This is a genomic window from Hydrogenophaga sp. PBL-H3, assembly GCF_010104355.1.
Classification (GTDB): Bacteria; Pseudomonadota; Gammaproteobacteria; order Burkholderiales; family Burkholderiaceae_C; genus Hydrogenophaga.
In genome coordinates this window covers 646,557-672,342 of the sequence record NZ_CP044972.1, presented here as the reverse complement: position 1 = coordinate 672,342, position 25,786 = coordinate 646,557, and the positions used below count along the sequence as shown (strand labels likewise).

General features: G+C 65.6%; 24 protein-coding genes. 9 read left to right on the top strand and 15 right to left on the bottom strand.

Annotation, left to right across the window (positions count from 1 at the left end; genetic code table 11):
- Positions 1-22 precede the first annotated feature (22 nt).
- Positions 23-274: a helix-turn-helix domain-containing protein gene (locus F9Z44_RS03235; RefSeq protein WP_159603540.1), complete on the top strand. Its 252-nt coding sequence runs from the start codon at positions 23-25 to the stop codon at positions 272-274.
- Positions 271-1,533 (top strand): HipA domain-containing protein, encoded by a 1,263-nt coding sequence (locus F9Z44_RS03230; RefSeq protein WP_159603538.1) that lies wholly within the window; start codon positions 271-273, stop codon positions 1,531-1,533. Before F9Z44_RS03235 ends, F9Z44_RS03230 begins: the two co-directional genes overlap by 4 nt.
- Here the strand turns inward: F9Z44_RS03230 and F9Z44_RS03225 are convergent.
- The 3 genes from F9Z44_RS03225 to F9Z44_RS03215 all read right to left on the bottom strand — a co-directional run bounded on the left by F9Z44_RS03225 (position 1,524) and on the right by F9Z44_RS03215 (position 3,471).
- Positions 1,524-2,228 (bottom strand): anti-sigma factor, encoded by a 705-nt coding sequence (locus F9Z44_RS03225; protein WP_159603536.1) that lies wholly within the window; start codon positions 2,226-2,228, stop codon positions 1,524-1,526. The genes F9Z44_RS03230 and F9Z44_RS03225 overlap by 10 nt on opposite strands.
- A complete protein-coding gene (locus F9Z44_RS03220) occupies positions 2,225-2,791 on the bottom strand; it encodes a sigma-70 family RNA polymerase sigma factor (RefSeq protein WP_236574239.1) in 567 nt (188 codons plus the stop codon). The genes F9Z44_RS03225 and F9Z44_RS03220 overlap by 4 nt, the downstream gene beginning before the upstream one ends.
- Before the next feature lie 137 nt (positions 2,792-2,928).
- Complete coding sequence (locus F9Z44_RS03215) at positions 2,929-3,471, bottom strand: DUF3455 domain-containing protein (protein WP_159603532.1); 543 nt, start codon at positions 3,469-3,471, stop codon at positions 2,929-2,931.
- Between the two features lie 177 nt (positions 3,472-3,648).
- On the opposite strand from F9Z44_RS03215, the gene F9Z44_RS03210 reads away from it, so the two are divergent.
- A complete protein-coding gene (locus F9Z44_RS03210; RefSeq protein ID WP_159603530.1) occupies positions 3,649-4,422 on the top strand; it encodes an ABC transporter ATP-binding protein in 774 nt (257 codons plus the stop codon).
- Between the two features lie 7 nt (positions 4,423-4,429).
- Here the strand turns inward: F9Z44_RS03210 and purT are convergent, their stop codons facing one another.
- Both purT and asd read right to left on the bottom strand, forming a co-directional pair.
- Positions 4,430-5,632, bottom strand: a complete 1,203-nt coding sequence (gene purT / locus F9Z44_RS03205; protein WP_159603528.1) for a formate-dependent phosphoribosylglycinamide formyltransferase — start codon at positions 5,630-5,632, stop codon at positions 4,430-4,432.
- 26 nt (positions 5,633-5,658) lie between these two features.
- Positions 5,659-6,510, bottom strand: coding sequence for an archaetidylserine decarboxylase (gene asd, locus F9Z44_RS03200; protein WP_159603526.1), 852 nt, complete (start codon positions 6,508-6,510; stop codon positions 5,659-5,661).
- Positions 6,511-6,606: 96 nt separating this feature from the next.
- On the opposite strand from asd, the gene F9Z44_RS03195 reads away from it, so the two are divergent.
- Positions 6,607-7,542, top strand: a complete 936-nt coding sequence (locus F9Z44_RS03195) for an ATP-binding cassette domain-containing protein (protein WP_159603524.1) — start codon at positions 6,607-6,609, stop codon at positions 7,540-7,542.
- A gap of 3 nt (positions 7,543-7,545) precedes the next feature.
- Complete coding sequence (locus F9Z44_RS03190) at positions 7,546-8,376, top strand: ABC transporter permease (RefSeq protein ID WP_159603522.1); 831 nt, start codon at positions 7,546-7,548, stop codon at positions 8,374-8,376.
- Positions 8,377-8,379: 3 nt separating this feature from the next.
- On the opposite strand, the gene F9Z44_RS03185 is transcribed toward F9Z44_RS03190, so the two are convergent.
- The 4 genes from F9Z44_RS03185 to F9Z44_RS03170 all read right to left on the bottom strand — a co-directional run bounded on the left by F9Z44_RS03185 (position 8,380) and on the right by F9Z44_RS03170 (position 12,170).
- Positions 8,380-8,634, bottom strand: a complete 255-nt coding sequence (locus F9Z44_RS03185; protein ID WP_159603520.1) for a hypothetical protein — start codon at positions 8,632-8,634, stop codon at positions 8,380-8,382.
- 163 nt (positions 8,635-8,797) lie between these two features.
- Positions 8,798-9,922 (bottom strand): YbdK family carboxylate-amine ligase, encoded by a 1,125-nt coding sequence (locus tag F9Z44_RS03180; protein ID WP_159603518.1) that lies wholly within the window; start codon positions 9,920-9,922, stop codon positions 8,798-8,800.
- Positions 9,923-9,930: 8 nt separating this feature from the next.
- Positions 9,931-11,118 (bottom strand): cation:proton antiporter, encoded by a 1,188-nt coding sequence (locus tag F9Z44_RS03175; RefSeq protein ID WP_159603516.1) that lies wholly within the window; start codon positions 11,116-11,118, stop codon positions 9,931-9,933.
- A 149-nt stretch (positions 11,119-11,267) separates the two neighbouring features.
- Positions 11,268-12,170: a class I SAM-dependent methyltransferase gene (locus F9Z44_RS03170; RefSeq protein ID WP_159603514.1), complete on the bottom strand. Its 903-nt coding sequence runs from the start codon at positions 12,168-12,170 to the stop codon at positions 11,268-11,270.
- A gap of 57 nt (positions 12,171-12,227) precedes the next feature.
- On the opposite strand from F9Z44_RS03170, the gene F9Z44_RS03165 reads away from it, so the two are divergent.
- The 3 genes from F9Z44_RS03165 to F9Z44_RS03155 all read left to right on the top strand — a co-directional run bounded on the left by F9Z44_RS03165 (position 12,228) and on the right by F9Z44_RS03155 (position 14,395).
- Positions 12,228-13,268, top strand: a complete 1,041-nt coding sequence (locus F9Z44_RS03165; protein ID WP_159603512.1) for a serine/threonine protein kinase — start codon at positions 12,228-12,230, stop codon at positions 13,266-13,268.
- Positions 13,269-13,455: 187 nt separating this feature from the next.
- Positions 13,456-13,905 carry a MarR family winged helix-turn-helix transcriptional regulator gene (locus tag F9Z44_RS03160; protein ID WP_159603510.1) on the top strand — a complete coding sequence of 150 codons (450 nt, stop codon included), beginning with the start codon at positions 13,456-13,458 and terminating at the stop codon, positions 13,903-13,905.
- Positions 13,906-13,966: 61 nt separating this feature from the next.
- Entirely contained in the window at positions 13,967-14,395 is a 429-nt protein-coding gene (locus F9Z44_RS03155; RefSeq protein WP_159603508.1) for an organic hydroperoxide resistance protein, read from the top strand.
- A gap of 71 nt (positions 14,396-14,466) precedes the next feature.
- On the opposite strand, the gene F9Z44_RS03150 is transcribed toward F9Z44_RS03155, so the two are convergent.
- The 6 genes from F9Z44_RS03150 to htpG form a co-directional block, all read right to left on the bottom strand.
- Positions 14,467-14,811, bottom strand: a complete 345-nt coding sequence (locus F9Z44_RS03150) for a hypothetical protein (RefSeq protein ID WP_442907238.1) — start codon at positions 14,809-14,811, stop codon at positions 14,467-14,469.
- Positions 14,812-14,906: 95 nt separating this feature from the next.
- Positions 14,907-15,863: a response regulator gene (locus F9Z44_RS03145; RefSeq protein ID WP_159603506.1), complete on the bottom strand. Its 957-nt coding sequence runs from the start codon at positions 15,861-15,863 to the stop codon at positions 14,907-14,909.
- A complete protein-coding gene (locus F9Z44_RS03140) occupies positions 15,860-17,068 on the bottom strand; it encodes a hybrid sensor histidine kinase/response regulator (RefSeq protein WP_236574238.1) in 1,209 nt (402 codons plus the stop codon). Before F9Z44_RS03140 ends, F9Z44_RS03145 begins: the two co-directional genes overlap by 4 nt.
- Complete coding sequence (locus tag F9Z44_RS03135) at positions 17,065-18,390, bottom strand: sensor histidine kinase (RefSeq protein WP_159603504.1); 1,326 nt, start codon at positions 18,388-18,390, stop codon at positions 17,065-17,067. Before F9Z44_RS03135 ends, F9Z44_RS03140 begins: the two co-directional genes overlap by 4 nt.
- The gene (locus tag F9Z44_RS03130) at positions 18,387-19,808 is read right to left on the bottom strand and encodes a class I SAM-dependent methyltransferase (protein ID WP_236574237.1); all 1,422 of its coding nucleotides are present in this window, start codon (positions 19,806-19,808) and stop codon (positions 18,387-18,389) included. Before F9Z44_RS03130 ends, F9Z44_RS03135 begins: the two co-directional genes overlap by 4 nt.
- 114 nt (positions 19,809-19,922) lie before the next feature.
- A complete protein-coding gene (htpG, locus tag F9Z44_RS03125) occupies positions 19,923-21,842 on the bottom strand; it encodes a molecular chaperone HtpG (RefSeq protein WP_159603499.1) in 1,920 nt (639 codons plus the stop codon).
- A 213-nt stretch (positions 21,843-22,055) separates the two neighbouring features.
- On the opposite strand from htpG, the gene F9Z44_RS03120 reads away from it, so the two are divergent.
- Positions 22,056-25,727: a putative Ig domain-containing protein gene (locus tag F9Z44_RS03120; RefSeq protein WP_159603497.1), complete on the top strand. Its 3,672-nt coding sequence runs from the start codon at positions 22,056-22,058 to the stop codon at positions 25,725-25,727.
- The last annotated feature ends 59 nt before the right edge of the window (positions 25,728-25,786 follow it).

Here is a 25,786-nt window from a genome sequence, read left to right as displayed (position 1 = left end):
AATGCTCCCAAGAGAGCAAAAAATGCAGATCACGCCCGACACCCTGCCCGACCTCGCCCAGCGCCTGATGACCGAGCGCAAGCGCCAAGGGCTTTCTCGCGCTCAGGCTGCGGCCGTCTGCAATGTGAGCACCTCTTTCATTCGAGACGCCGAAAGCGACCCCGGGGCTTGCTCCCTGGCACTGCTGCTCCGGCTCACCCGCGGGCTGGGCATTCAACTTGAGGCCACCCACTGGAGCTCCGAGGCCGCGCAGGGCGAAGAGGTGAAGCCGTGATCCGCCTGCGCGTGTGGGCCAACGTGCGGCCCATGGGCTGGTTTGGCCACGCGGCGGGTGAGTTCTTCTTTGAGTACGACCCTCAATGGCTGGACCAGCCCGATGCCTTCGCGCTGGCACCCCGGTTCGCACTCGGCAGCGGCCCGTTCACCGGCGCATTGGTGCGCAGCTTCTTTGAAAACCTCTTGCCCGAGGGCACCGCACTGGACGATGTGATGCAAGCCCTGACGCTGCGCGACGCGGCGCCGTTCGAGTTGCTGGGGCGTTTGGGCCGGGAGCTGCCCGGCGTGATTTCGCTGCTGCCCGAAGGCGAGCAGCCAACCGCCATGCAGCAATACGCCCCCCTGTCATTCGACGTGTTGAGCGCCCGGCTGCGAAGCCGGAAGCCACTGCTGGTCTCCAACGAACACACCACCATGTCGCTGGCGGGAGCGCAGGAAAAAATGGGCGTGCGCTTCGACGCGCGCCGTGGCCTGCTATCGGAGAGTGTGGGCTCCTCGCCGTCCACGCACATCCTCAAGCCCGACACGCGCCAGACACGCTACCAACCGAGCGCCATCAACGAATACGCCTGCATGACATTGGCACGCGCGCTCAAATTGCCGGTGCCGCCGGTCTGGCTGCTGCGCGTACCCGAAGCGGCGTACGTTGTGGAGCGCTACGACCGCACCGGCGTGGCGGGCAACATCGTGGCGCTGCACCAGTTCGACGGCTGCCAGCTGCTGGGCCACGGCAGCGGCTGGAAGTACCAGCGCCAGGGTGGCCTGGCGAGCATCCCGAAGCTGGTCGCAGCGCTGCGCGCCCTGCCCGTGCGCGGTGCCGACATGCTGCAGTTGCAGCGCTGGGTGATGTTCAACTTTCTGATCGGCAACGCCGACGCACACGCCAAGAACCTGTCGGTGTTGGTCGACCAGCGTGGTTACCGACTCGCCCCGTTTTATGACTTGCTGTGTTTTCGCGCGTATGGCGACGAGACCTTGGCGCTGTACATCGGCGACGAGGATCGCTTCGATGCCGTTGGCGCGCACTCGTGGGAAGCCCTCTGTGCCGACTGCGGCTTTGGATTCGCACCGCTCATGAACGAATTTCGCCGCATGGCGCAGGCACTGTTACCCACCTGGACGAAAGTGCGTGAACGTGTGGCCAGTGAACCCGGCATCACCCATGATGAGCAACGCCTGCTCTCAGGCATGACCCAGATCTTCGAGCGACATGCTGCGCATGCCATGTCGATGACGGAGCGCCCCGCTCAAAGCTGAACCGACCGCCCGATGAATTGAATAGGCCCGGTCGGCCGTCCCGTGGGCGAGCCGTTGTAGGGCTCCACCGTGATTTCGAACAACTGGTTGGGCTGGATCGGGGGCAGCTTGTCGAGCGGGATCTCGATCGGCTTGCCCGGCTCCACCAGGCCCAGCGACACCGGCGCGGTCCAGCCGTCGGCCTTGGTCCAGAACTGCAACGAGCGCTGCGCGGGCACCGGCTCGGGCGCCACCGGAATGAGCTTCAGGCGCTGCGGACTGCTGGTCTGCACCACCCAGCCAGGCGCTGTGCCTTGTGGTGCCACCAGCACCACCATGAACTGAGGACGCGCGGGCGCAAACAGGCCCACGCTGGGTGCGATGGCCATGACGCTGGCGGCGGCAAACCCGGTGGCGGCGGCGAAGCGCCAGAAGGCCACGCTGTTCCACCAATGAATCAGTCCACCCGGCTTGACGGCGGGCGCGGCACGGGGTCGGGCCGGCAGGCTGTTTTCAATGCGCTGCCACAACGCGGGTGAAGGTGCCACAGGCTCCACGAGCTGCGTGAGGGGTTGCAGTTTCGCTTCCCACTGCTGCACGGCGGTGCGCAGCATGGCGTCTCGGGGCAGGCGCTCCTCCACCTCGATGCGCTGGCCGGCGGAGAGCGTGCCGAGCACGTAGTCGGCAGCGAGCTGCTGAGTCTCATCGAAGCTCATGCGAGACACTCCTTGAGCGACGCCATGCCTCTGCGGATCCAGGCCTTCACCGAGCCCAGCGGGGCGCTCAGGCGCTCGGCGATTTCGGCGTGGGTGCAGCCGTCGAGGTAGGCGAGCAGCACGCAGTTGCGCTTGGCCACATCCAGGCGCTCCAGGCAGTGGTCGAGTTGCCCCAGCGTGGAGCGCATGGAAAAGGCGTCGAGCATGTCGGGTGCGGCTTGGGGTTCGGCGTCCTGCAGATCATCAAGAAGTTCTTCGTCCACCGACACGGTGCGGGCACTGGCGCGCACCGCGCTGAGGGCACCGTGCCGCACGATGCTGCACATCCAGCCCCTTCCTTCGCCACGCGCGGGGTCAAAGGTGGACGCGCGGTTCCAGATCGCCATGAAGGCGTCGTGCAACACGTCTTCGGCCGCAGCCCGCTCGCGCACGATGCGCAAGGCCACGCCCATGAGGAACCGGTTTTCGCGTTCGTAGAGGCGCTGCAATGCGCCTTGGTCGCCCCGGGCGCAGGCGGCCAGCAAGGCGTTGTGGTCGAAAGGCGTGGGGTCGTTGGAGGGCACGGGCGACGGTCGGACCAGCGGATCGATCGGACGCCACGCATCTCCATGAAGAGATACCCGGCGGGGTTGCCACCCATCGTACCCGAGGGCCCGACACACACGGCTGGCCGGCGCCGCACGACGCCGGCCAGCGGTCATCAGACCGCCTTGTAGAAGATGTAGTCGGCCTGGTACTTCACGATCTGCTTGGCTCCCATGTTCGCAGCAGCGCAGGCCGCGGCCGGAGCGACACCACCCACGGTGGCCACGCGCTGCACGTAGGTCACGCCGGTCATGGCGCCACTGCCCGTAGCGGGGTTGGCCTTGACCAGTTGCAGCGGGATGCTGCCGGCGGCTGCCGGCGCCACGGCCACTTGCGTGCCGGTGAACTTGGAGCCGTCGTTGCTCTGCCAGGTGGCGGGTGGGCCGTAATAGGTGCCCACTTGTTTGCCCGAGCGGTCCATCAGCTTGGCGTCGGGGCCAACGAAGACCCATTCAAACTGGCCAGCCATGTCTTTCTTGGCACGGCATTCGTAGGTGATGTCACCGGCGCCGACGGTTTCCATGACCACCTTGTTACCGGCCGGCACCTGCACGGCGGCCGGCAGCGCGGCTTGCGAATACATCATGGGCGCGGGGCCGGTGGCGCAAGCGGTGAGGGCCAGGGCGGCTGCGGCGGCGAGGGAGGACTTGAACAGCATGGGTAACTCCAGATTGAGGTTGGGGGACGTCGAACAGCGCAAAGCAAATTGCTGCTGAAAGTACTACGCGTGGAGGGGCCATCTGGATGCACCCGTCGCAAAAAAAAGATCAAACACCCGGCAATGTGTTCGTTTCCGAACGGTGCGGCGTGCCGGCCCTGCGTAAGCTGGCATCGCATGAACCAAAGCCACAACACCTCGGCCATCCAGCCGCTTGACAGTGCCCACGAGGGCACCACGCGCGCAGGCACCACCCGTCAACCGCTGATGCGTCTGACAGGTGCAAGCAAGCAGTACGACATGGGCAGCACCCGCCGGGACGCACTGAGATCGGTGGACCTGGACATCCACCGGGGCGAGTTCACCGCCATCGTGGGTCCCAGCGGCTCGGGCAAGTCGGCCTTGATGAAAATACTGAGCTTGCTGGAAGCGCCCTCCAGCGGGGGCTACCGCTTTCAGGGGGTTCCCGAACAATCGCTGTCCGACGAGCAGCGGCTGTGGCTGCGGCGGCGCTTTTTCGGTTTCGTGCCCCAGGAGTACAACCTGCTGCGCTCGACCTCGCTGCAAGGCAACGTGGCGTTGCCCTTGATGTACCGCGGACTGTCCGCCGAGCGCTGCCAGACAGCGGCCATGCGCGCACTCTCGCTGGTCGGGCTGGAGGACTGCGGGCACAAGATGCCCGACGAGTTGACGGGCACGCAGCACGGCAAGGCGGGCATCGCCCGGGCCCTGATCTGCAATCCCAGCGTGCTGCTGGTGGACCGGGCCAGCCGGTCTTCAGATCAACCCTTGTGCCCCGACATCGGCACCTTGTTGCGCAGGCTCAACACCGAACATCTCATCACTGTGGTGCTGGTGACCCAAGAGGCCCACGCTGCCGACTGGGCACAGCGCGTGGTTCATGTGAACGGCGGCACGGTAGCGCAAGGCAGGGCCAGCGCACTCCACTGATCCGGTCTCAGGCCGCGCGCGGTTTCACCAGGGCTGCGGCCTGCTTGGCCCGCGTGCGGGCCAGTTCCACGTCGGCGTCAAATGCCAGCGCCACACCCATGCGGCGCTTGGTGAAACTTTCGGGCTTGCCGAACAGGCGCAACTCGGTTTGCGGCACGCGCAGGGCTTCGTCCACGCCGTCGAACGCGATGCCGGTGGCGTCCACACCACCGTAGATCACGGCGCTGGCGCCCGGGCTCTTGAGCGCGGTGGAGACCGGCAGACCCAGGATGGCGCGCGCGTGCAGTTCAAACTCGTTTTGCCACTGGGTGATCATGGTCACCATGCCGGTGTCGTGCGGGCGCGGGCTCACTTCGCTGAACCACACCTGGTCGCCTTTGACGAACAGCTCCACGCCGTACAGCCCCTGGCCGCCGAGGTCGTCGGTCACGGCCTTGGCCACCCGGCGCGACTCGGCCAGCGCAGCCGGCGTCATGGGGTGCGGCTGCCAGCTCTCCACGTAGTCGCCGCTCACCTGCACATGGCCGATGGGGTCGCAGAAGTGGGTTTCGATCTGGCCATTGGCGCCGAGCGCGCGCACGGTGAGCTGGGTGATCTCGTAGTCGAAATCGATGAAGCCTTCCACGATGATGCGGCCCGGGCCGACACGGCCGCCCGACATCGCGTAGTCCCAGGCTTTTTGCACGTCGGCCGGGCCGTCGATCTTGCTTTGACCCTTGCCGCTGCTGCTCATCACGGGTTTGACGATGCAGGGATACCCAATCCCCCCGTCAATCGCAGCCTGCAACTCGTCCAGAGAGTCGCAGAACTTGTACGGGCTGGTGGGCAGACCCAGCGTTTCAGCGGCCAGGCGGCGGATGCCCTCGCGGTCCATGGTCAGGCGCGCGGCGCGTGCGGTGGGGATCACGCGCACCACGCCAGCGGCTTCCAGCTCCTGCAGCATGGGCGTGGCGATGGCCTCGATCTCGGGCACCACCAGGTGCGGGCGCTCGGCCTCGATCAGCGCTTTCAGTTGCGCCGGGTCGCTCATGGTGATGGTGCGGGCGTGGTGCGCCACCTGCTGGCCCGGGGCGTTGTCGTAGCGGTCGACCGCGATGGTCTCCACCCCCAGGCGCTGCAGCGCGATCAGCACCTCCTTGCCCAGCTCACCCGAGCCAAGCAGCATGACCTTGGTGGCCGAGGGGGACAAAGGAGTGCCGAGGGTGGTCATGTGGAGGCTCCAGAAAAAGGAAAAAATCAGAGGGCGCTGCCCATGGCCTCGCCCAGGCGCACGGCGTTGCCGCTCGCCCAGTCGGGGTTGAAGGCGATGGTGTCGCGCGGCCAGAGCAGCACCACGGTGGAGCCGAGCAGGAAGCGGCCCATTTCCTCGCCGCGCTGCAGGTGCACCGGGCTGTCGTCGTAGGTCCACTCGCGCACCGTGCCCGGGCGCGGCGGGTTCACCACGCCATGCCAGGTGGTGGCCATGCTGCCAACAATGGTGGCGCCCACCAGCACCTGCACAAAAGGCACGGTGGTCTCGCCCACCTGCAGGTCGAACACACACACCACGCGTTCGTTGCGCGCGAACAGCCCCGGCACGCCCTGGGCCGTGGCTGGGTTCACGGAAAACAGATCCCCCGGCACATGGACCATGCGGCGCAGCGTGGCCGCCGCCGGCATGTGGATGCGGTGGTAGTCCTTGGGACTGAGGTAAATGGTGGCAAACGCGCCTTCGTCGAACAGCGCGGCCAGCGCGGCATCACCACCGACCAGCGCGCGCGTGCTGTAGGTGTGGCCCTTGGCCTGGTAGATCTGGTCGCGCGTGATCGCGCCAAACTGGCTGATGGCGCCGTCCACCGGGCAGACGAAGGCCGCGTTGGACAGCGGGCGGGCGTCGGTGCGCAGGGCGCGGGTGAAGAACTCGTTGAAGCTGGCGTAGGCCGTCGGTTCCGGGTTCGCGGCCTCGGCCATGTTGACGCCGTACTTGCGGATGAAGCGGCGGATGATCCATTGCGTGATGGCACCCCAGCGGCCGTTGGCGACCCAGCCTCCGAACTCGGTGAGCGCGCGCTTCGGGAACACGTATTGCAGGGAAACGGCGAGGGACATGGGCGTGGAGCAGAGGGGGGCAGGACCCTGGCGGGCGGCCACGCATTGTAGGGGTGGCCCCCGGCGGCACGCGGCCACGGGGCACAATGCCGCAACATGACGCAAGCCCTGTTTGAATGCCACCACCTCGTCAAACGCTACGGCGGGACCACCGTGGTGGACGACCTGAGTTTCTCCCTCGACCCCGGCGAATGCCTGGGCGTGATCGGGCCCAACGGCGCCGGCAAGACCACGACCATCCGCATGTGCCTGGGCCTGACAGCGCCCGACGCCGGCAGCATCACCGCCTTTGGCCTTGACATGCCGCGCGACGCGCTCGCCATCAAGGCGCAGCTGGGCGTGGTGAGCCAGATGGACACGCTGGACCCCGACTTCGACTGCACGGAGAACCTGCTGGTCTACGGCCGCTACTTCGGCCTGCCGGCGGCCCAGGTGCGCGCGCGCATTCCGCAACTGCTGGAGTTCGCCGCGCTCACGCACAAGGCGCAGGCCAGGCCCGGTGAACTCTCGGGCGGCATGAAGCGGCGCCTGTCGCTGGCGCGCGCGCTGGTGAATGATCCCCGCCTGCTCATGCTGGACGAGCCCACCACCGGCCTGGACCCGCAGGCCCGCCACCTGATGTGGGAGCGCCTGCAGATGCTGCTGCAGCAAGGCAAGAGCATCTTGCTGACCACGCACTTCATGGACGAGGCCGAGCGCCTGTGTTCGCGCCTGCTGGTGCTGGACCACGGCCGCAAGATCGCTGAAGGCCGGCCGCGCGAACTGATCGCACAACACCTGGAGCCCGATGTGGTGGAGGTGTACGGCCAGGGCGCGCTCGCGCTGGCCCAGGCCGAAGAACATGCCGCCATCCGCGCACTGGCGGCGCGCGTGGAGGTGAGCGGCGAGACGGTGTTTTTCTACACCGCGCAGGCCATGCCACTGCTGGCCGCGCTGGGCGCGCATCCGCAGCTGCGCACGCTGCACCGGCCGGCGAACCTGGAGGACCTGTTCCTCAAGCTCACGGGCCGACAGATTCGAGAGGATGGCTAGACCATGAACACCACCGCCGTCGCAGCCGCGCCATCGCATTGGTCAGCCCCACGCATCTCCATGAGATGGTGGCCTGTTTTTCTGCGCAACCTGCTGGTCTGGAAGAAGCTCGCCATCCCCAGCTTGGTGGGCAACATCGCAGAGCCACTCATGTGGCTGGTGGCCTTCGGCTACGGCATGGGCGCACTGGTCGGGCAGGTGCCGATGAACACGCCGCAAGGCACCGTGGCCGTGCCCTACATCCTGTTTCTCGCCAGCGGCAGCATCTGCATGAGCGCCATGAACGCGGCCAGCTTCGAGGCCCTGTACTCGGCCTTCTCGCGCATGCACGTACAGAAAACCTGGGACGGCATCATGAACGCGCCGGTGAGCCTGGACGACGTGGTGCTGGCGGAGATGTTGTGGGCCGGCTTCAAGGCCCTGTTTTCGGTCACCGCCATCATGGGCGTGATGCTTGCGCTGGGCATCAGCCATTCCCCAAAACTGCTGCTGGCCTGGCCGGTGCTGCTGGGGGTGGGCATCACGTTCTCGTGCATCGCCCTGGTGTTCAATGCCCTCGCCAAAGGCTACGACTTCTTCACCTACTACTTCACGCTGTTCCTGACGCCGATGATGTTCTTGTCGGGCGTCTTCTTTCCGCGGGAGCAATTGCCGGTGCTGGTGCGGCACATCTCCGACTGGCTGCCCCTGACCAACGCGGTGGAACTGGTGCGGCCCTTGTTCATGGACCAGTGGCCCACACAGGCCTGGCTGCACGGTGGCGTTTTACTCGCCTATACCGTGGGCGCCTTTTGGTTAGCCCTTGCTTTAACTCGCAAACGCTTCGCCAAATGACGCTCAGTGAACCGTCTGCAGCGCAGGCTGGGCGTCCATGTACAGCTCGGCGCCGGAGTCCATGAACTCTTCGGCTTCGATCACGGCATCGAAGTCGCGGGCGGCATCAAAAATCTTGGGGATCAGGGGCTTGTCCAGCGGGCGGCAGACACGGTGGCGCAGGCCGCGCAGGTTGGCGCTGGTCTCCATGGCGTGGATCACAGCTTCCGGATCGAGCATGAGGACGAAGGGATTGAGGCGGCTGGATGGGGTGGACATGGTGGGCTCCTGGGGGAATGAAGCGGGTGTTTCAAATGGGGTGTCGATGAAACAAACTGTATCGGGGCACCCCCGGGGCGTTAAGTCGGCGCAGCCCCATTCCCTCTGTAAGAAGTTGCCTGACACGGCGTCCGGGACACCTACAAGCCCGGCGTGACCAAAGTCACGGGCCGGTGCGCAAGGCTTCCACGCTGGCGCGCACCACCGACTGCACGCTGCCCGACTCCCTGTACTGGTTGCGGAGAAAGGTGGCGTGGTTGCCCACGCGCCCTGCCGTGCGCTCGATCTCGTCGAGTGCGGCCATCGAGTTGAGCGCCTGACCATGCGGCGCAATTTTGCGCAGCGTGGCCAGGATGTCCTCGCGGATGCTGATCTGCTCGCGTGTCTTGGGGTTGACCATCATGCCGTCCAGGCCAAAGCGGCAGGCCTGAAAACGGTTGTAGGTGTAGACGAGGTAATCGTCTTCTTCGGGCGGCGGCTCGCTGCGCTCCAGCAGGTGGCGGCACAGCGCCTGCAGATAACACGCAAGGCTCGCTGCGCGCTCCACAGTGAGCGGCGTGTCGCACACACGAAGCTCGATCGTTCCGTACTCGGGCTTGGGCCGGATGTCCCAGTAAAAGTCCTTCATCGACTTGACCACGCCGGTGCTCTCCATCTTGGTGAAGTACACGTTGGCGAACTCGTCCCAGCTCAGCGTGAACGGTGCGCGGCCGCTGAGCGGAAACGCAAACACCGAGTTCAACCGTGCCGAATCGAACAAGGTGTCCACCCCCTGCGAGAACGGCGACGAGGCCGACAGCGCAATGAAATGCGGCACGTAGCGGTTGAGCGAGTGCAGCAGGAACAGTGCCTCGTCGGCGTTGGAGCAGCCGATGTGCACGTGTTGCCCGAACACGGTGAACTGTTTGGCCAGGTAGCCATAGAGGCCCGAGAGCTCCTGGAAGCGGGGCTTGGAGAAGATGCGCTGCTCGAACCAGCGCTGGAACGGGTGCGTGCCGCCACCCGCGATCTCGATGTTGAGCCGGTCACCGGCGCGCACCAGCGTGTCTCGGATCTGCTGCAGCTGCGCCAGCAGCGGGCCGTGTTCGCGCTGCACATCGGTGGCGATCTCGATCATGCTTTGTGTCATCTCGGGCGTGACCACGCCCGGAAACGGTTTGCGCTTGAGCAGTTCCAGCAGGTCGTTGGCGCTGCTGGAGAGGTCCAGGTCGTAGGTGTTGACGAGCTGCAGTTCGAGCTCCACGCCCATGGTCAGCGAATCGGACGATTTGAATGTTTCCAACGGCATGGGAGCTCCTATTCCTTGGTCACATGGGTTTCATGAGCGGTCATCAGCGCGCGCTGCGTGACCACCGGCCCCAGCAGTTCCTGCACCAGCATCATTCCGGCCATGGCCGAGAGCACCGCCACCGCCGGCGCGAAGCCGTAGAGGCGGGTCTGCTCCAGCAACAAAATGGCAAACGCCGACATGGGCGTGAGCGCCAGGCCCGTGAGCAGGCCCTTGCGCTCGGTGATGCCCGACAGACGCGCGGCCACCAGGTTGCACCCCACCTTGGAGGCCGTGCGCACCGCAATCAGCAGCAGCCCCATGAGCATGCCGGCGCCCACGTCGGCCCAGTTCAGCAGCGAGGCGATGTAGACGAACAGGAAGACCGAGAGCAGGTCGCCCGCAGTGCCGAAGTCGCGCTGCGCGTTGGTGAGGTGCACCCGCCGCTCGCGCGCCACGATGCCGAAGAACAGCGCTGCCAGCAGGGGTGAGAGCTTGAGGCCGTAGGCGGCGGTGGTGAGCAGCAGCACAGCCAGAGCGAACACCACCGTGACGCCGCGCTCGTGGGTGCTGCGCTGGCGCAGCAGCCAGGGCACCGCCACGCCCATCAGCGCGCCCACGGCCACCGAGGTGGCCACCACATACATGCTGCCGAACGCGGCCATCACCAGATCACCCGAGGTGCTGAGGTACCAGTAACCCACCACCAGCTTGAGCGCCACCACCGACAAGATGCAATTGATGGCACACAGGTGCATCACCCGTTCGGTGACCTGGCCGGCGCTGCGCAGCTCGTTGGCCACACGCACCACGCCGGCGGGTGAGGCGGAGATGGAGAGCGCCGCGATGATCAGGCGGTGGTCCACCGGCAAATCAAACCAGCCGCTCACCCAATAGATGACGCCGAAGGTGACGAAGGACTCCACCACGCCGAGCGCCAGCATCCAGGGGTTGTGGCGAAACCAGCGCAGGTTGATGCGGTAGCCCAGCTCGAACAACACCAGCGAGAGCGCCACGTTGGCCAGGAACGGCAGACCCGGCACGTCGGTGGTGAGACCGGGCAGGTTGATCAGGCCGCCCACCAGGCCCACCGCCACATAGCTGGTGACGCGCGGAATGCGCCAGCGCTCGAACAGCAGTTCGGCCAGCAACCAGGCCAGCAACAGCACCAGCGGCCAGGCGATGGACTGCAACAGAAAAGCGAAATCGGTAACCATGGGCAAGCGCTCCTGGATGGGGTCTGTGGGATGGTGGCCTCCGGGGTGCAAACCACCTCGGGACCACCAGGCAAACCGGCATCAGCGTGGCGCTGACTTGTACACCGGGAAGGTGGCAAACAGGCGACCATGTCGGTCGCCGCGATCAATCAGGCCGGTGCGTGCACCGGGCTTGGACCGACCGAAAATCGCGCCTTGAGTTCGGGCAGGCCCAGCTCGTCGAGCACCTGCGTCAATCGCTGCCGGGCCCGCTCGCGCAGCCCGTTTCGGTCGTCGGCCATTCTACGGGCCAGGATCAGTTCGTTCTTCATCGAATGCTCCCAGCCGACGAGCTCGGTCACCGTCACGTTGTAACCATGCGCTTCCAGTTGCAAGCAACGCAACACATTGGTGATCTGGCTGCCGAATTCGCGTGTGTGCAGGGGATGTCGCCACAGTTCGGCCAGCGGTGAGCGCGACAGGCTCAGCGCCTTGTGCTGGCGCAGCACGCCGGCCACCTCGGCCTGGCAGCACGGCACCAGCACCATGTGGCTGGCATGTTTGGCCAGGCCGAAGGCAATGGCGTCGTCGGTGGCGGTGTCGCAGGCGTGCAGCGCAGTCACCATGTCGATGCGCTCGGGCAGGTCGGGGTGTGTGAGCGCCTCCTGCACGGTGGTGGCCAGAAAGTCCATGCGCTCGAAGCCCAGCTTGGCCGCCAGCGCGCGCGACTTGTCGACCAGCTCGGCACGGGTCTCCACGCCGATCACGCGGCCCACCGGCCTGGACTTGAAGAACAGGTCGTACAGGATGAAGCCCAGGTAGGACTTGCCCGCGCCGTGGTCGGCCAGGATCACGTCGCCGCGCGCGGCCAGCACCTCGGCCAGCAACGGCTCGATGAACTGCACCAGGTGGTAGACCTGCTTGAGCTTGCGGCGCGTGTCCTGGTTGAGCTTGCCCTCGCGGGTGAGGATGTGCAGCTCCTGCAGCAAGGCCACCGACTGGCCTTCGCGCAGCTCGGGCAGTTGCTCCTGCAGCGTGGGGACGGCACGGGGGGAAGGTTTCGGTTTTGCCATGGGTCGATGATAGGTGCGCTGCGACGATGGACATGCGTGCAACGGTGACAATTGCCCATGACTTCCGATCACCCAAGCACCCACCCCTACAGCGCCCTCACCCCCGACGTGGTGCAGGACGCGCTGGCCAGCATCGGCCTGTGGGGCGACGGGCGCATGGCCGCGCTCAACAGCTTCGAGAACCGCGTGTACCAGATCCACCTGGAGTCGCCGCTGGACGGCGTGGACCAGGTGGTGGCCAAGTTCTACCGGCCCGGGCGCTGGAGCGATGCGCAGATTGCCGAGGAGCACGCATTTGCCGAAGAACTGGTGGCCGCAGAAATACCGGCCGTGCCACCGCTGCGCGTGCAAGGCGAGACGCTGCACCACTTCGGCGGGTTCACCTTTGCGGTGAGCCCTCGGCGCGGTGGGCGCCGGCCCGAGCTCGACAACTTCGAGGTGCTCGAATGGATCGGGCGCTTCCTGGGGCGCATCCACAGCGTGGGCGCCAGCGAGGCTTTCAAGGTGCGCCCGGCGCTGGACGCCGCCAGCTTCGCCCACGAACCGCGCGACTGGTTAATGGAGCACGCCGCCGTGGCGCCCGAGGTGCGCACCGCCTGGTCGGCCGCGCTGGCCGAAGCACTGGCCCTGATCGAAGCCCACCCGGTGCTCAAACACGGCGCGCTGCTGGACGAAGACAGCATTCGCCGCATCCGCCTGCACGGCGATTGCCACCCCGGCAACATCCTCTGGACACCCGAGGGCCAGCCTGGCGCCGGCCCGCACTTTGTAGACCTGGACGACGCGCGCACCGGGCCGGCGGTGCAAGACCTCTGGATGCTGCTCAGCGGCGACCGCCGCCAGCAGACGCAGCAGCTCGGCGCGCTGGTCGACGGCTACGAGCAGTTCCGCGCGTTTGACCGGCGCGAGCTCGCGCTGATCGAGCCGCTGCGCACGCTGCGCCTGATCCACTACAGCGCCTGGGTGGCGCGCCGCTGGGACGACCCGGCCTTCCCGATCAACTTCCCCTGGTTCGGCAGCCGCGACTACTGGCAGGGACAGGTGGACATGCTGGTGGAGCAGATCGAAGAGATGCAGGGTGCGCCTTTGATGGCGTGAGGTTTGTTTTTGGGGATTTTGTTCGGCGACCTCGCGCCGGGACGGTGGCGGCGCCCAGCCTGGTGAGGCACCTCCCCACCACAGCGGAAAGAAACCCGACAGATCGGCCACCGCAAAACCCGGCAGTCATCGTGGTTGCTCACAATTAAATTGCACACAATTTAATTGCCAACTACATTAACAACCCATGAACACCCCGCGCTTCTCCAGCGACCAGGCCCTCCAGCTCGACCACCAGTTGTGCTTCGCGCTCTACTCGGCCTCGCTGGCCATGACCAAGCTGTACAAGCCGCTGCTCGACGAGCTGGGACTGACCTACCCGCAGTACCTGGCCATGCTGGTGCTGTGGGAACACGACGGCGTGGCCGTCTCCGAACTCGGTGAACGCCTGCACCTCGATTCCGGCACCCTCACGCCGTTGCTCAAGCGGCTGGAGTCCGCGGAACTCGTGACCCGCCTGCGCGACGTGCAGGACGAGCGCCGCGTGCTGATCCGCCTCACCGCCTCTGGCCGCAAGCTCAAGGCCCGCGCCGCGCGCATCCCCGGCTGCGTGCTGCAGGCCACGCAATGCGACGTGTCCGAGGTGCTCGCGCTCACCCGGCAGGTGCAGGCCCTGCGTGACCGCCTCTCCGCCTGATCCAGCTTCCTTTTTTACCCCCCCGCTTCCCGCAAGCGACTCAACCCCCAGGAGCCCCACCATGCCCACTTCCCTCGACAAAGTCGTCTACACCGCCCGCGCCCACACCACCGGTGGCCGCGAAGGCACTTCACGTTCCGACGACGGCATGCTCGACGTCAAGCTCTCGCCCCCCAAAGCCATGGGCGGCTCGGGCGCGGCCACCAACCCCGAGCAGCTCTTCGCTGCCGGCTACTCAGCCTGCTTCATGGGTGCCCTGAAGCACGTGGCCGGCATGAAAAAAGTGGCCGTGCCGGCCGACGCATCGATCGACGCTGAAGTCGACATCGGCCCGATCCCGGCCGGCTTCGGCATCGCCGCCCGCCTCAACGTGAACCTGCCCGGCCTGGACCGCGCCGTGGCGCAGGACCTCCTGGACACCGCCCACCAGGTGTGCCCGTACTCCAATGCCACCCGCGGCAACATCAACGTGACCATCACGCTGGTCTGAGCTTCGGCTCACCCGGCAAAAAGCCCGTCTGGCTTGCGCCAGACGGGCTTTTTTGTGTGCGTTCGGTGCGCTCAGCGGTGCTGATCCGGATCGTAGATGGTGGTGCTGGTGCCCACACCCACACCCACCCGCGCATTGCTGTTGCCGATGGGGGTGCTGGCGCCCACGCCGGCACCGGCGCTCACCGCTCCACGCTGGTTCACCCCCACACCCACGCCGACCGGTCCGACGCCGGTGCTGATGCCGGCATTCACACCGCCGGTGCCCACACCCACGCCAATGGAAAAAGGCCCGATCGGGATGCCCACGCCCACGCCGGCCGAACAGCCGCTGAGCAAAACGCCGGCGCAGAGCCAGGCCGCCAGACGCGACGCGTGTGCGAGCCGCTGATGGGAGAAGTGGGCAAGGTTCATCATGGATTCCCCAAAAAAATCAGGATCGAGGGTACTTCAACCCCTGCCTGCATGACTGTTCCCGCCCGCCGTGGTTCCACCGTTCCGACGAACCGACCTCAGGCCGGGTCTTTACCGAGTCGCTCCATCGCATCGGCCAGCCAGTCCGCACGCAAGGCGTCCGACGCCGTGGGGCGCACCAGCCAGCCGCCCTGCGCGGGTGTCACGCGGGCCAGGCCGGCCTGCCAGAGCAGCCAGGCCAGCCAGGCGCATTGCGTTGCGGTGGGCGTCTCGCCCGCAGGAGACACGAGCAGCGCGGTGAACACGGTGGCGTTGGCCACCAGCACCCCATCGCCGCTGACCTCACCGCCGACCGAGCGCGCCAGCGCCAACAGTGCGTCACCCGCATCGCCCCTCGGGCCCAGCGCCTGCAGGGCCTCACGCAGGTGCGCCGCGATGGCCGCGCCGCGCTGGGCCTCGGCCTGCAGCAGGTCGGCGTGGTCCCAGCGGTTCCAGTCCACCATGGGCTCGGCGCCACCCACCGCGCGCGCCGCCTCGGCGTAGCGGTAGAGCGCCTGTTCATGGCCGTCGGCATGGACAGCCGAACCCACCATGAGCAAGGCGGCAAGCCGATTCGCCAGCAGCCGGCTTTGCTGGGCCAGCAAGCGGTCGCGCATCAGGCCGTCGCGTTCGCTGCGCAAGGCCGCGAGCTCCAGCGCGTTCTTCAGGTCGGCGCGCAGGCTCTCCAGCTCCCAGGGCTTGTTGATGTAGCGGTAAATCTCGCCGGTGTTGATGGCCTCGATCGCGTCGCCCAGTTCCGAGTAGGCGGTGGTCAACATCCGCACGATGCCGGGGTAGTACTCGCGGGCATGGCGCAGCAGCTCGTTGCCGCGTTCGCCGGGCATGCGCTGGTCGCACACCAGCACGGCCACGTCCGCACCATGGGCCAGCAGCACGGCGCGGCCTTCTTCGACCGAGCCGGCGGTGAGCACAGGGGCAAGTGGACTGACCAGGCGCTCGAAGTACTTGAGCGCCATGGCCTCGTCGTCCACGTACAGGATCTTCGTCGGTGTCATCGGGTCTCCTCGACCGGGGTGTCGTCAGGCGACGGTGGGAAATAAAGTGTCACGGTCGTGCCCTGGCCCAGGGTGGAGTGCACGGCGATGTCGCCACCCAGGGTGGTCATCACGCGCTGGCAAAACAGCAGGCCCATGCCGCTGCCGCCGCTTTCCGCACGCGTGGTCACGGGCTCGCGCGTGAGGCGCTTGAGCACCTCGGGCGGGATGCCCGGGCCGTTGTCGGTCACGCGGATGGCCGCCTGAGGGCTCAGGCCAGGCAGCATGGCGAGCTGGTCCAGCGCAATGCGCACCTCGGGCCGCTGGGGTGGCTGGGCGCGCAGGGCGATCAGGGCGTTCTTGACCAGCGTGCAGAGCACGAGGTAGAGCAGGTCGCGGCGACCGGGCAGCGTGAAATCGGTCGCCAGCTCGACGGACAACCAGCCGGCCTCCGTGGTTTCAAAAGGATATTCGTCCTGCACCGCTCGCACGAGTTCGCTGGCGCGCAGGCTGGCCGAGGTATCACCGCGGCTGGCGTCGCGCGCGGTCTGCACGAAGGTGGACACCAGCGATTGCGCGTACTCCGCGCGACGCTGGGCGGCTTCGATCATGAACAGCACATCACCCGGCTTCTGCTGGGCGATGTAGGCCATGCCACCACTGCCTTCGGGGCTGACACGGTGGTTCTCGCGCATGGCCGAGAGGTAGCCGCGCACCGTGGCCAGCGGCGAGGTGACTTCGTGGGCCAGGAAACCCAGCGTCTCGCGCAAGGCCGACTCGCGCCGAGCGATCAGCGAACGCTCGCGGCCGCGGCGCACGCTGGCCTCCAGTGCCTCGCGCAGGGCCTGGCGGGTGATCGTGTCATCCAGGGGCTTTTCCAGGATCTTCTCCACATGGCCCTGGTTCACCGCCGACATGGCGACGTCCTTGTCGGCATAGGCCGACACCAGCAGGCGAGCCACATGCGGGTAGAGCCGCCGCACCTCGCTGAGCAGCGTCACGCCGTCGCGCACCGGCATCGCGTAGTCGGTGAGCAGCACCGCCACCTCGTGGCTGCGCTCTCCAAGCAAGACCAGCGCCTCGTCCACGCTGAAGGCGGTCAACACGGTGAACTCCGTGCCATACAGGCGGGCAAACCATTTGCACGCCTGCGGCTCGTCGTCCACCATCAGGATTGCGTGAGGCCCCTGAAGGCCTCGCACCGCACCGGGGTCTTGCATGTTCATGGTGGCCTCGGCAAATCAAAAGTGAATTCGGTCCAGGCGCCCAGCTCGCTGTCCACCGCCAGGGTTCCGCCATGACGCTGCACGATGCCGTAGCTCACGCTCAGCCCGAGTCCGAGGCCGGCGCCCACATCGCGGGTGGTGAAGAACGGTTCGAACACGCGGCCCACGTTCTCGGGCGCAATGCCCGAACCGTTGTCGCGCACCGACACGACCAGGCGCTTGTCTCGCGAGACCACCGTCACCGCAATGCGCGGCTGCTCGCGCCTGGCCGCCTGCAAGGCATGGGCCGCGTTGCTCAGCAAGTTGATCAACACGCCGATGATGGCCGGCTCGTCGCCCAGCACGTGCGTGTCTTGCGGCAGCTCCACCGGCACGTCGATGCCCTTGAGTTCGTAGCCGGCCAGGCGCAGCGCCGAGCGCAAGGCGTTTCCCAGCAGGAAGGGGCGCTGGGCGTCCTGTCCGGGCTTCTGGTAGGCGAAGGTCTTGAGGTCGGAGACGATGTTCTGGATGCGCTGCATGCCCTCGCGCGCATCGCCCAGGCTCTCCTTGAGCATGGCGTCGCTCTCCACGCCCGGGCAGGTCAGGCCCATGTCGATCGCCATCAGGCTGTAGTTCACCGGGTTGTTGAGCTCGTGCAGCAGGCCGGCCGACAGCGTGCCGATGGCGGCCATCTTTTCGCGCTGGATCAGTTGCCCCTTGACCTCGGTCAAAGTACGGTTGGTCTCTTGCAACCTGGCATTTTGCTCAGCCACCTGCTCCCTCAGGGCAAACAGGCGAAGTCGACTAAGTTCAGCGAAGTAAGTGCAGCCCACACAGATGATCGCCGAGAAAGCCGTGAACAGCAGGTGCGCGATGAACTGACCCGTCGAAACGACGCCGCCCGCGTGCCAGAAGCAAGCAGCCACATAGATGAGACAGGTGAACACCCCGAAGCCCAGACCCTCGAGGTAGCTGATGGGCACAATCATGCCCACCGCGTACAGCGCCAAGTGGAGGCCCACGAAGTAAATGGAGGCTGCACCCTCTGTCTGGGCAATCATCCAAGCAATCATGATCTGCGGAAGGGCAAGCCACAAAAGCGTCAGCACCCTCACGTGGCGCCGTCCGAACTCCCCTTGGATGATCCAAAGGATCAGCAAGGTAGCCACAGCGACCACAGCACGCACGAGAAGGAACGTGGGTGCTTTTTCGGGATAAACGGCCAGGTCCAGACCCACACCAGCCAAGACCAGTACGGCCGATGTCAGGCATCCGGTCTTGCTGAACGCCAGACGCACATCCTCAACGGCCACGCGCAAGGACCGTGCCGTGGCTGCCGTCATCTGACATCTGCCCGCTCAAGTGCGGGCACGAAGAAAGACGCGAACACATTCACACCGGTGGTATCAGTGAAGATTTTCTCGTCGCTGCGACCAGTCGGCAGAACACTTTGCAAGCGGGCTTCATCGCGGTAGATCAGGTACCACTCCAGCACGTGCTCCATCACACCGCGCTGCGAATTGCTCGAATGCACGTTGGTGACCAGGACCTGCCCACCCGGACGTGTCCTGGCGTACAGATACTCCAGCAGACGACTGCAGACCTTGTCGGAGAGGTAGTCGAACAATCCGGCACAGTAGGCAAAGTCATAGGCTTCCGATGCCGGCGATGCATCTGACCTGGTGGCACGCTTGAGCAAGTTGTGAACAGAATCGTTGACGAGTTCAAACCGAACAGGCTTGCCCAAGCGCCGGCCGACTTCCTCCAGCTTTGCGCGTGTGTGTTCCAGGGTCACCTCACTGAAATCCACCAGGGTGAAATGCGCGCTGTCGGGATCTCCACCGCTCAGCAGAAAACGCTCAATTTCAACCGCCGGCCCACAGCCAATGTTGAGCACGCGCAGTGGTCTGCCCAGGGTACGAGCCTGCTCGGTGACATCCTTCAGATGCTTCACCAGAATTTCGATGCGGTTGCGGTGCGCCTGCGCCACTGCAGACTGCAGGAACAAGGCATTGATCATCTGAAAATAAGTTGTACCGCCCTGCTGCGGATCGGACAGGATCTGATTCACCATTTCGTAGTCGCCGGCATAGCCCAACGGCTTGGCGAACGTGCGGTATACGAAAGGTGCACGCAGCAGCAGAGGGTGCAGGGAAGCCTGTGCAAAGTTGCGGTAGGTCGGCAGGTCTCCTTCAGGCACGTCTTGTGTCTCTGCTTCCAGCGCCGCGAAGTAGTTGGACGCAACCAACATCAACGGTGACGATATTTCTTCGAACACCGACGAGATCACTCGCCCATCTTCACCCCTGGGCAAGGCGCTGGAGAAATCGGCATGGTCGGTCCATCGAGACACTTCGGCAAGATAGGCTCGGATCTCGCTCACTGCTACCAGATACCCTCGCTTAATCTTGAACCGCTCGAACCAGCCCTGCACGAACTGCTGGGCCTGTTGACCCACGCCGGCCGACTCACCACGCGTCAAGGTCAAGTCAGACCACTCGTCGATCAGGGCAAGCGACACCACTGCCATCAAGCCGGTGTTCAGCAGACTCACCACCACGGCCTTGCCCTTGTAAATGCTGCGATCCCCTGAGCGGATGGTGAGGTCGCTGAGCACCTCGCTCACTTGCACTATGGAATAGGGGTTGTAGACCTCCATCACCAGCGAGCGGCGCTGCAGGTTGGTCAGCGTTCCTCTGGCACTCTCTCCCTGGCTGTTGCGAAAGGTGACGACGTGGTCGAATGGGCGCTGAAGGTACACGGTGTGAGCGGTTGAGTGCGTGGGGGAACGGGTGCGTTGCCCCATTCCGGAAGGAACCCCCCGGGGCACAGTGTAGTCAACCACCCATGCGCCTTGAGCGCACCGGTCTTTCGGTCAGATCAGCAGGGCATTCACACGCTTGACATACGCCGCCGGATCGTCCGGCAGGCCACCTTCGGCCAGCAGCGCCTGGTCAAACAGGATGTGCGCGAGGTCGTCGAAATGCTCGCTGCTCTCCAGCTTTTTCACCAGCGCGTGCTCGGCGTTCACTTCCAGGATCGGCTTGACCTCGGGCGCGGGCTGGCCGGCTTGCTTGAGCATGCGCGCCAGCTGGGTGGACAGGTCACCGTCTTCCACCACGAGGCAAGCCGGTGAATCCACCAGGCGCGAGGTCACACGCACGTCCTTGGCCTTGTCTTTCAGGCTCTCTTTCAGACGCTCCAGCACGGGCTTGAAAACTTCGGCTGCTGCCTCGGCAGCCTTCTTCTCGTCCTCGTCCTGCAGTGCCCCAAGGTCCACCGCACCCTTGGCCACGCTCTGCAGCGGTGTGCCCTCGAACTCGGTGAGGAATGAGAGCGCCCACTCGTCCACACGGTCGGTCATCAGCAGCACCTCGATGCCCTTCTTGCGGAACACCTCCAGCTGCGGGCTGTTGCGCGCGGCGGCCAGGTTGTCGGCGGTGATGTAGTAGATGGTGGCCTGACCTTCCTTCATGCGGGCCTTGTAGTCGGCCAGCGACACCAATCCATCCGTTCGCCCTGAGCTTGTCGAAGGGCTCGCGGGGGCTTCGACCGGCTCAGCCCGAACGGAACCTGTGCTGGCAAAGCGCAGCAGCTTGGCCAGCTTCTCGCGGTTGGCGAAATCTTCGCCCAGGCCCTCTTTGAGCACCGCGCCGAACTCGGCGTAGAAGCCGGTGTACTTCTCGACGTCCTTGCTCATGTCGTCCAGCATGGCCAGCACACGCCGAGTGTTGCCCTCGCGGATCGCCTTCACGTCGCGGCTCTCCTGCAGCAACTCACGGCTCACGTTGAGCGGCAGGTCGGCCGAGTCGACCACGCCCTTGACCCAGCGCAGGTAGGCTGGCATGAGCGCTTCGGCCTCGTCCATGATGAAGACGCGCTTCACATACAGCTTGATGCCGGCCTTGCGGTCGCGGTTCCACAAGTCCTGCGGCGCCTTGGCCGGGATGTAGAGCAGCTGGGTGTATTCGGTGCTGCCCTCCACGCGGTTGTGGCTCCAGGCCAGTGGCGCCTCGGTGTCGTAGCTCAGGTTCTTGTAGAACTCGGCGTACTGCTCGTCGCTGATGTCCTTCTTGCTGCGCGCCCACAGGGCGTTGGCCGAGTTCACCGCCTCCCATTCGTCCTGCTTCACATAGGCGCTCTTCTCGGCGTCCCATTCTTCTTTCTGCATCAGGATGGGCAGGCTGATGTGGTCCGAGTACTTGGCGATGATGGACTTGAGCTTCCAGCGGTCAAGGTAGTCGCCTGCGTCCTCGCGCAGGTGCAGGATGACGCTGGTGCCCCGAGCGGCACGCTCGATGGTCTCCACTTCGAAGTCACCCGTACCACCACTCACCCAGCGCACACCCTCGGCCGCAGGCAAGCCCGCGCGGCGGCTTTCCACGGTGATCTTGTCGGCCACGATGAAGCCCGAGTAGAAGCCCACACCGAACTGGCCGATGAGCTGCGCGTCCTGCTTCTGGTCACCACTCAGGCGGCCCATGAAGTCCTTGGTACCGCTCTTGGCGATGGTGCCCAGGTGGTCGATGGCCTCCTGCGCGCTCATGCCGATGCCGTTGTCGGTGATGGTGATGGTGCGGGCCTCGGTGTCAAAGGCCACGCGCACGTCCAGGTTGGGTGCGTCTTCGAACAAGGCCGCGTTGTTCAGGCCTTCAAACCGCAGCTTGTCGCAGGCGTCCGATGCGTTGGACACCAGCTCGCGCAAAAAGATGTCGGGGTTGGAATACAGCGAATGGGTGACCAGGTGCAGCAGCTGCGCCACTTCGGCCTGGAACGACAGGGTTTGTTTGCTCATGGGAGTTCGTTGGAAAGAAAGAGGGGGGAGGCCCTGGAGGGCCGGCGCGAGGCGGAATTATGGGCGGCGGCGGTGATTTCAAGCTTCGCGCCGCTCCCCGCAGTCGAGTAAGGCCATTCCAAATTACTGCATCGGTGGTATTTCCGGCATCCCCTCGCCCTCCTAGCCTCCTCTGGCTTTGCGCCAGAAACAAGCCACGAGGGAGGACCGGAATTGTCATCACACCACGATGTGAGGCTCACGCATGCCCTGAGCACGGAAGAAGCCGTCTGGCTGCTGGGCAGCCTGGCGGGCTTGCACCGCAAGCCCTTTGACGTCGAACTGCTGATCAAGCGTTTTGCCCCGCCGTGGGATCTGCCTACGCTGATCGAAGCTCTGGCCGGTCTCGGGCTCAAGGCGCAGACCGTTCCCTGGCCAGACCCTGCGCATCCACCCCCACCTTTTCCGGTGGTTGCCTTTGCGCGCAGCACCGGCAAGGGCAGCGCGGGTCCGCCGCTGCTGATGGCAAGCCGCAGCGACGGGCAACTGGGCTTGTTCCGCCCGTGCGAAGCACCGAGTGAACTGGACGACCTGCACACCCTGAGCCATGAAGCCCAGCCATGGCTCTTGCTCTGCGCCGCGCAAGACCCCACCGCCCCAGCGGGAGACGAAGACGGCGCCACGCACGCCGAAGCGCGCCAAGGCGGCACCGCCAGCCCGGGCAGACGCCCGGGCTTCGGCTTTGCGTGGTTCATCCCCGAACTGCTGCGCCACCGCCGCCTGTGGCGCGATGTACTGCTGGCCAGCCTGGCCATCCAGCTGGTGGGCCTGGCCACGCCGCTTTTCACGCAGGTCATCATCGACAAAGTGATCGCTCACCACAGCGTGAGCACGCTCTGGGTGCTGGGTGTGGCGCTGGTGGTGTTCATGCTGTTCACCAGCACCATGAGCTGGCTGCGCCAATACCTGGTGCTGCACACCGGCAGCCGCATGGACGCTGTGCTGGGCGAACAGGTGATGCGCCACCTGCTGCGCCTGCCCCTGCCCTACTTTGAAGCCCGCCCCACCGGCACGCTGGTGGCGCGGCTGCAGGGCGTGGAGACGCTGCGCGAGTTCGTCTCGGGCGCTGCCGTCACGCTGCTGCTGGACCTGCCCTTCCTGTTCATCTTTCTGGCGGTGATGTTCTGGTACAGCTGGGTGCTCTCGCTGGTGGCGGTCGGCCTGCTGCTGCTCATCGTGGGGGTGAGCCTGCTCATGGTGCCGGTGTTTCGCCAGCGGCTGGGCGTCACGAAGTACGCGAGCGACGATGGTGAATGGCTCTATGGAACGGCGCAGTCTGACCGTCTCATCGGGGGAGAAGGGGATGACCAGCTCTTTGGCAACGGCGGCCACGACAGGCTGGCAGGTGGAGTGGGGTCGGATGGGTACCACGTGGACGCGAGCGCCACGCCCGATGAGCCTGCGCAAACCGTGATCGCCGAGGTCTGGCGCGAGCAAGACAGCAACGTGCTTTTCATTCACGGAGATGTGAGCGGCAGCGACCTGTGGCTGGCGCTGGAGGGAGACGACCTTGTCCTGCGCATGGGTGCAGATGGCGACAGCGTGCGCTTCGTCGGGTTCGATCCGCGCGTTCCCGGCATGCCGGCGCCGGTGGAGCGCATCGAGCTGTGGAACACGGATGAGGCTGTGCAGTTCTCCGACCTGCTGGCGCTGGGCGTGTACGACCCGCAGGCAGACCCTGCGGACTTGGTGGTGAACGTCGGAGATGGCGCGGTCGACATCGACATCGGCAGCGCTGCCTACGAGGCCGGCAGCGTGGCGTTCGGGGACGGGATCGACCCCGGCGACCTTCAGTCCCAGCTGACGTTCGAGGCTGATGGTCGCGGAGGCCATTGGCTGGTGCTCAATTACGGTGAGCCCGGTGATGTGCTGCGCCTCTCGGGCTTCGACCCCGAAGCCGTGCTGGACGGTGGTCATGCCATCGACCGGTTCGAATTCGCCAATGGTGTGGTGTTGGACTACGCCACGCTGGTGTCCGAAGGCTTTTTGGTCGAGGGCAATGCGCAAGCCGACACGCTGCGCGGAACGAACGTCGTGGACAGGCTGTTCGGGAACGATGGCGGCGACGCCCTTGACGGCGGCGCTGGAAGCGATGAACTGCACGGTGGACGCGGCCAGGACCAGCTCACTGGTGGTGACGGCGACGACGCTTACGTCTTTCATTTGGGCGATGGTGTCGACAGCCTCATTGACAGCGGGTCCACCGACTTCAACTTCATCCGCTTCGGAGCGGGCATTCGCCCGGAAGACATTCGTCAAGCGTGGGACGGAACCACCTTGGTCGTGCACTACAGCGATGCGGACACGGTGCGAATCGTCGATTACCGCGGCATGGACGGCAACCCGGCCATCCTGGCCCTGGTGTTCGACGACGGCCAAGTGCGCTCGCTCACAGAGGAGACCAACCGGGCACCCGAGCTGACGGGCTCCCTGCCCAACGCCACGGCCATGGAAGACGCCGTGTTTCAGATGGTCCTGCCGACCGACCTGTTCCGCGATCTCGATGCGGCAGACGAGCTTCGACTGACGATCCGCCGATCCGACGGCAGCCCGCTTCCCGCTTGGTTGAGCTTCAATGCCGAACGCAGAATCTTGAGCGGTCGACCCGACAGCGATGACCTCGGGGTCATGCAGCTCGTGGTGGAGGCGCGGGACCACTTCGGTGCATCGGTTTCCACGGGGTTTTCATTGAACGTGTTGAGTGAACCCACGGGTCATGAAAACAAGGCGCCCGTGGCGGTGCAAGACACCGCCACCCTGCGCGCCAACACCACCGAGCCCGCCACCGGCAACGTGCTCGCGAACGACACCGACCCCGACGGCGAGACGCTCAGCCTGCTGCGTCCGGCGGTGCAACGGGGCATTCTGGGCGTGATCGGTTGGCAGGCTGATGGCGCGTACACCTACTTGCTCAACGACCTGCTGCCGGAGGTTCGCGCGCTCGCTGCCGGCCAGACCGCCACCGATCGCTTTGTCTATACCGTCACCGACGGTCAGGCTCAGGCGCAAGGAAACTTGCTGATCACGGTGCAGGGGGTGAACGATGCACCCACCAGCCAGCAGCCGCTGGGCAACAGGCTGGTGATCAAGAAGGAAACCAGCACATGGTCGGTGCCCGCCTCCGCTTTCACTGATCCGGATCAAGGCGACAGCCTGAGCTACTCGGCAGCGCTGGCCGGGGGCGCGGCTTTGCCTGCCTGGATGGTGTTCGATGCCGCCTCCCGCAGCTTTGTGGCCAAACCACCCGCCAGCGCCAAGGGCGAACTGTCGGTGAAGGTGACCGCCACCGACCTGCACGGCGCAACAGCGTCGCAGGTGTTCCAGGTCCGCGTGGGCAACCCGGGCGACAAGCCCAAGGGCAACGAGGGTCTGGGCAACGGTGAAGACCCACCGCCACCCGGCCACGACACCGACTTCAACGACGGGCCCGGCACGGGCCCAGGGAACCCGGGCACCAGCGAAGGGAGGCATGCTCAGCCAGCTGTCCCGGTTGAGGCCTTGCAGACCGCTATGAATCCTGCGCCTGTTGAACTGGTGGACTGGGCGGCTTGGGACACCCCGCAAGAACCTGCGACAGCCAGCAACGCACCCACGTCGGGCGACGTGGACATCGAACACCACTGGCAGCAACTGCTGGCAACCTTGCAGCAACTGGATGCGCAACGAAGCGCCAACGACTTCTGGAGCGATCCGAACCAGAGCGCGGGCTTCGGTCTGACAGGTCTGGCGGCGGGAGACTCCCAGGTCGGTCTGTCGGGCGCCAGCGCCGTCGGACTCACGGCGGGCTCCGGCACGCACCTGACCAGCTTCAGCGGGTTGAAGGAAGGGCTGGCTAGCCTGGCCTGATGTCCCCAGGCCACAGCGACCCGGTGCCAACAGCCGGGTCGCTGTGGCTGTATCTGAGC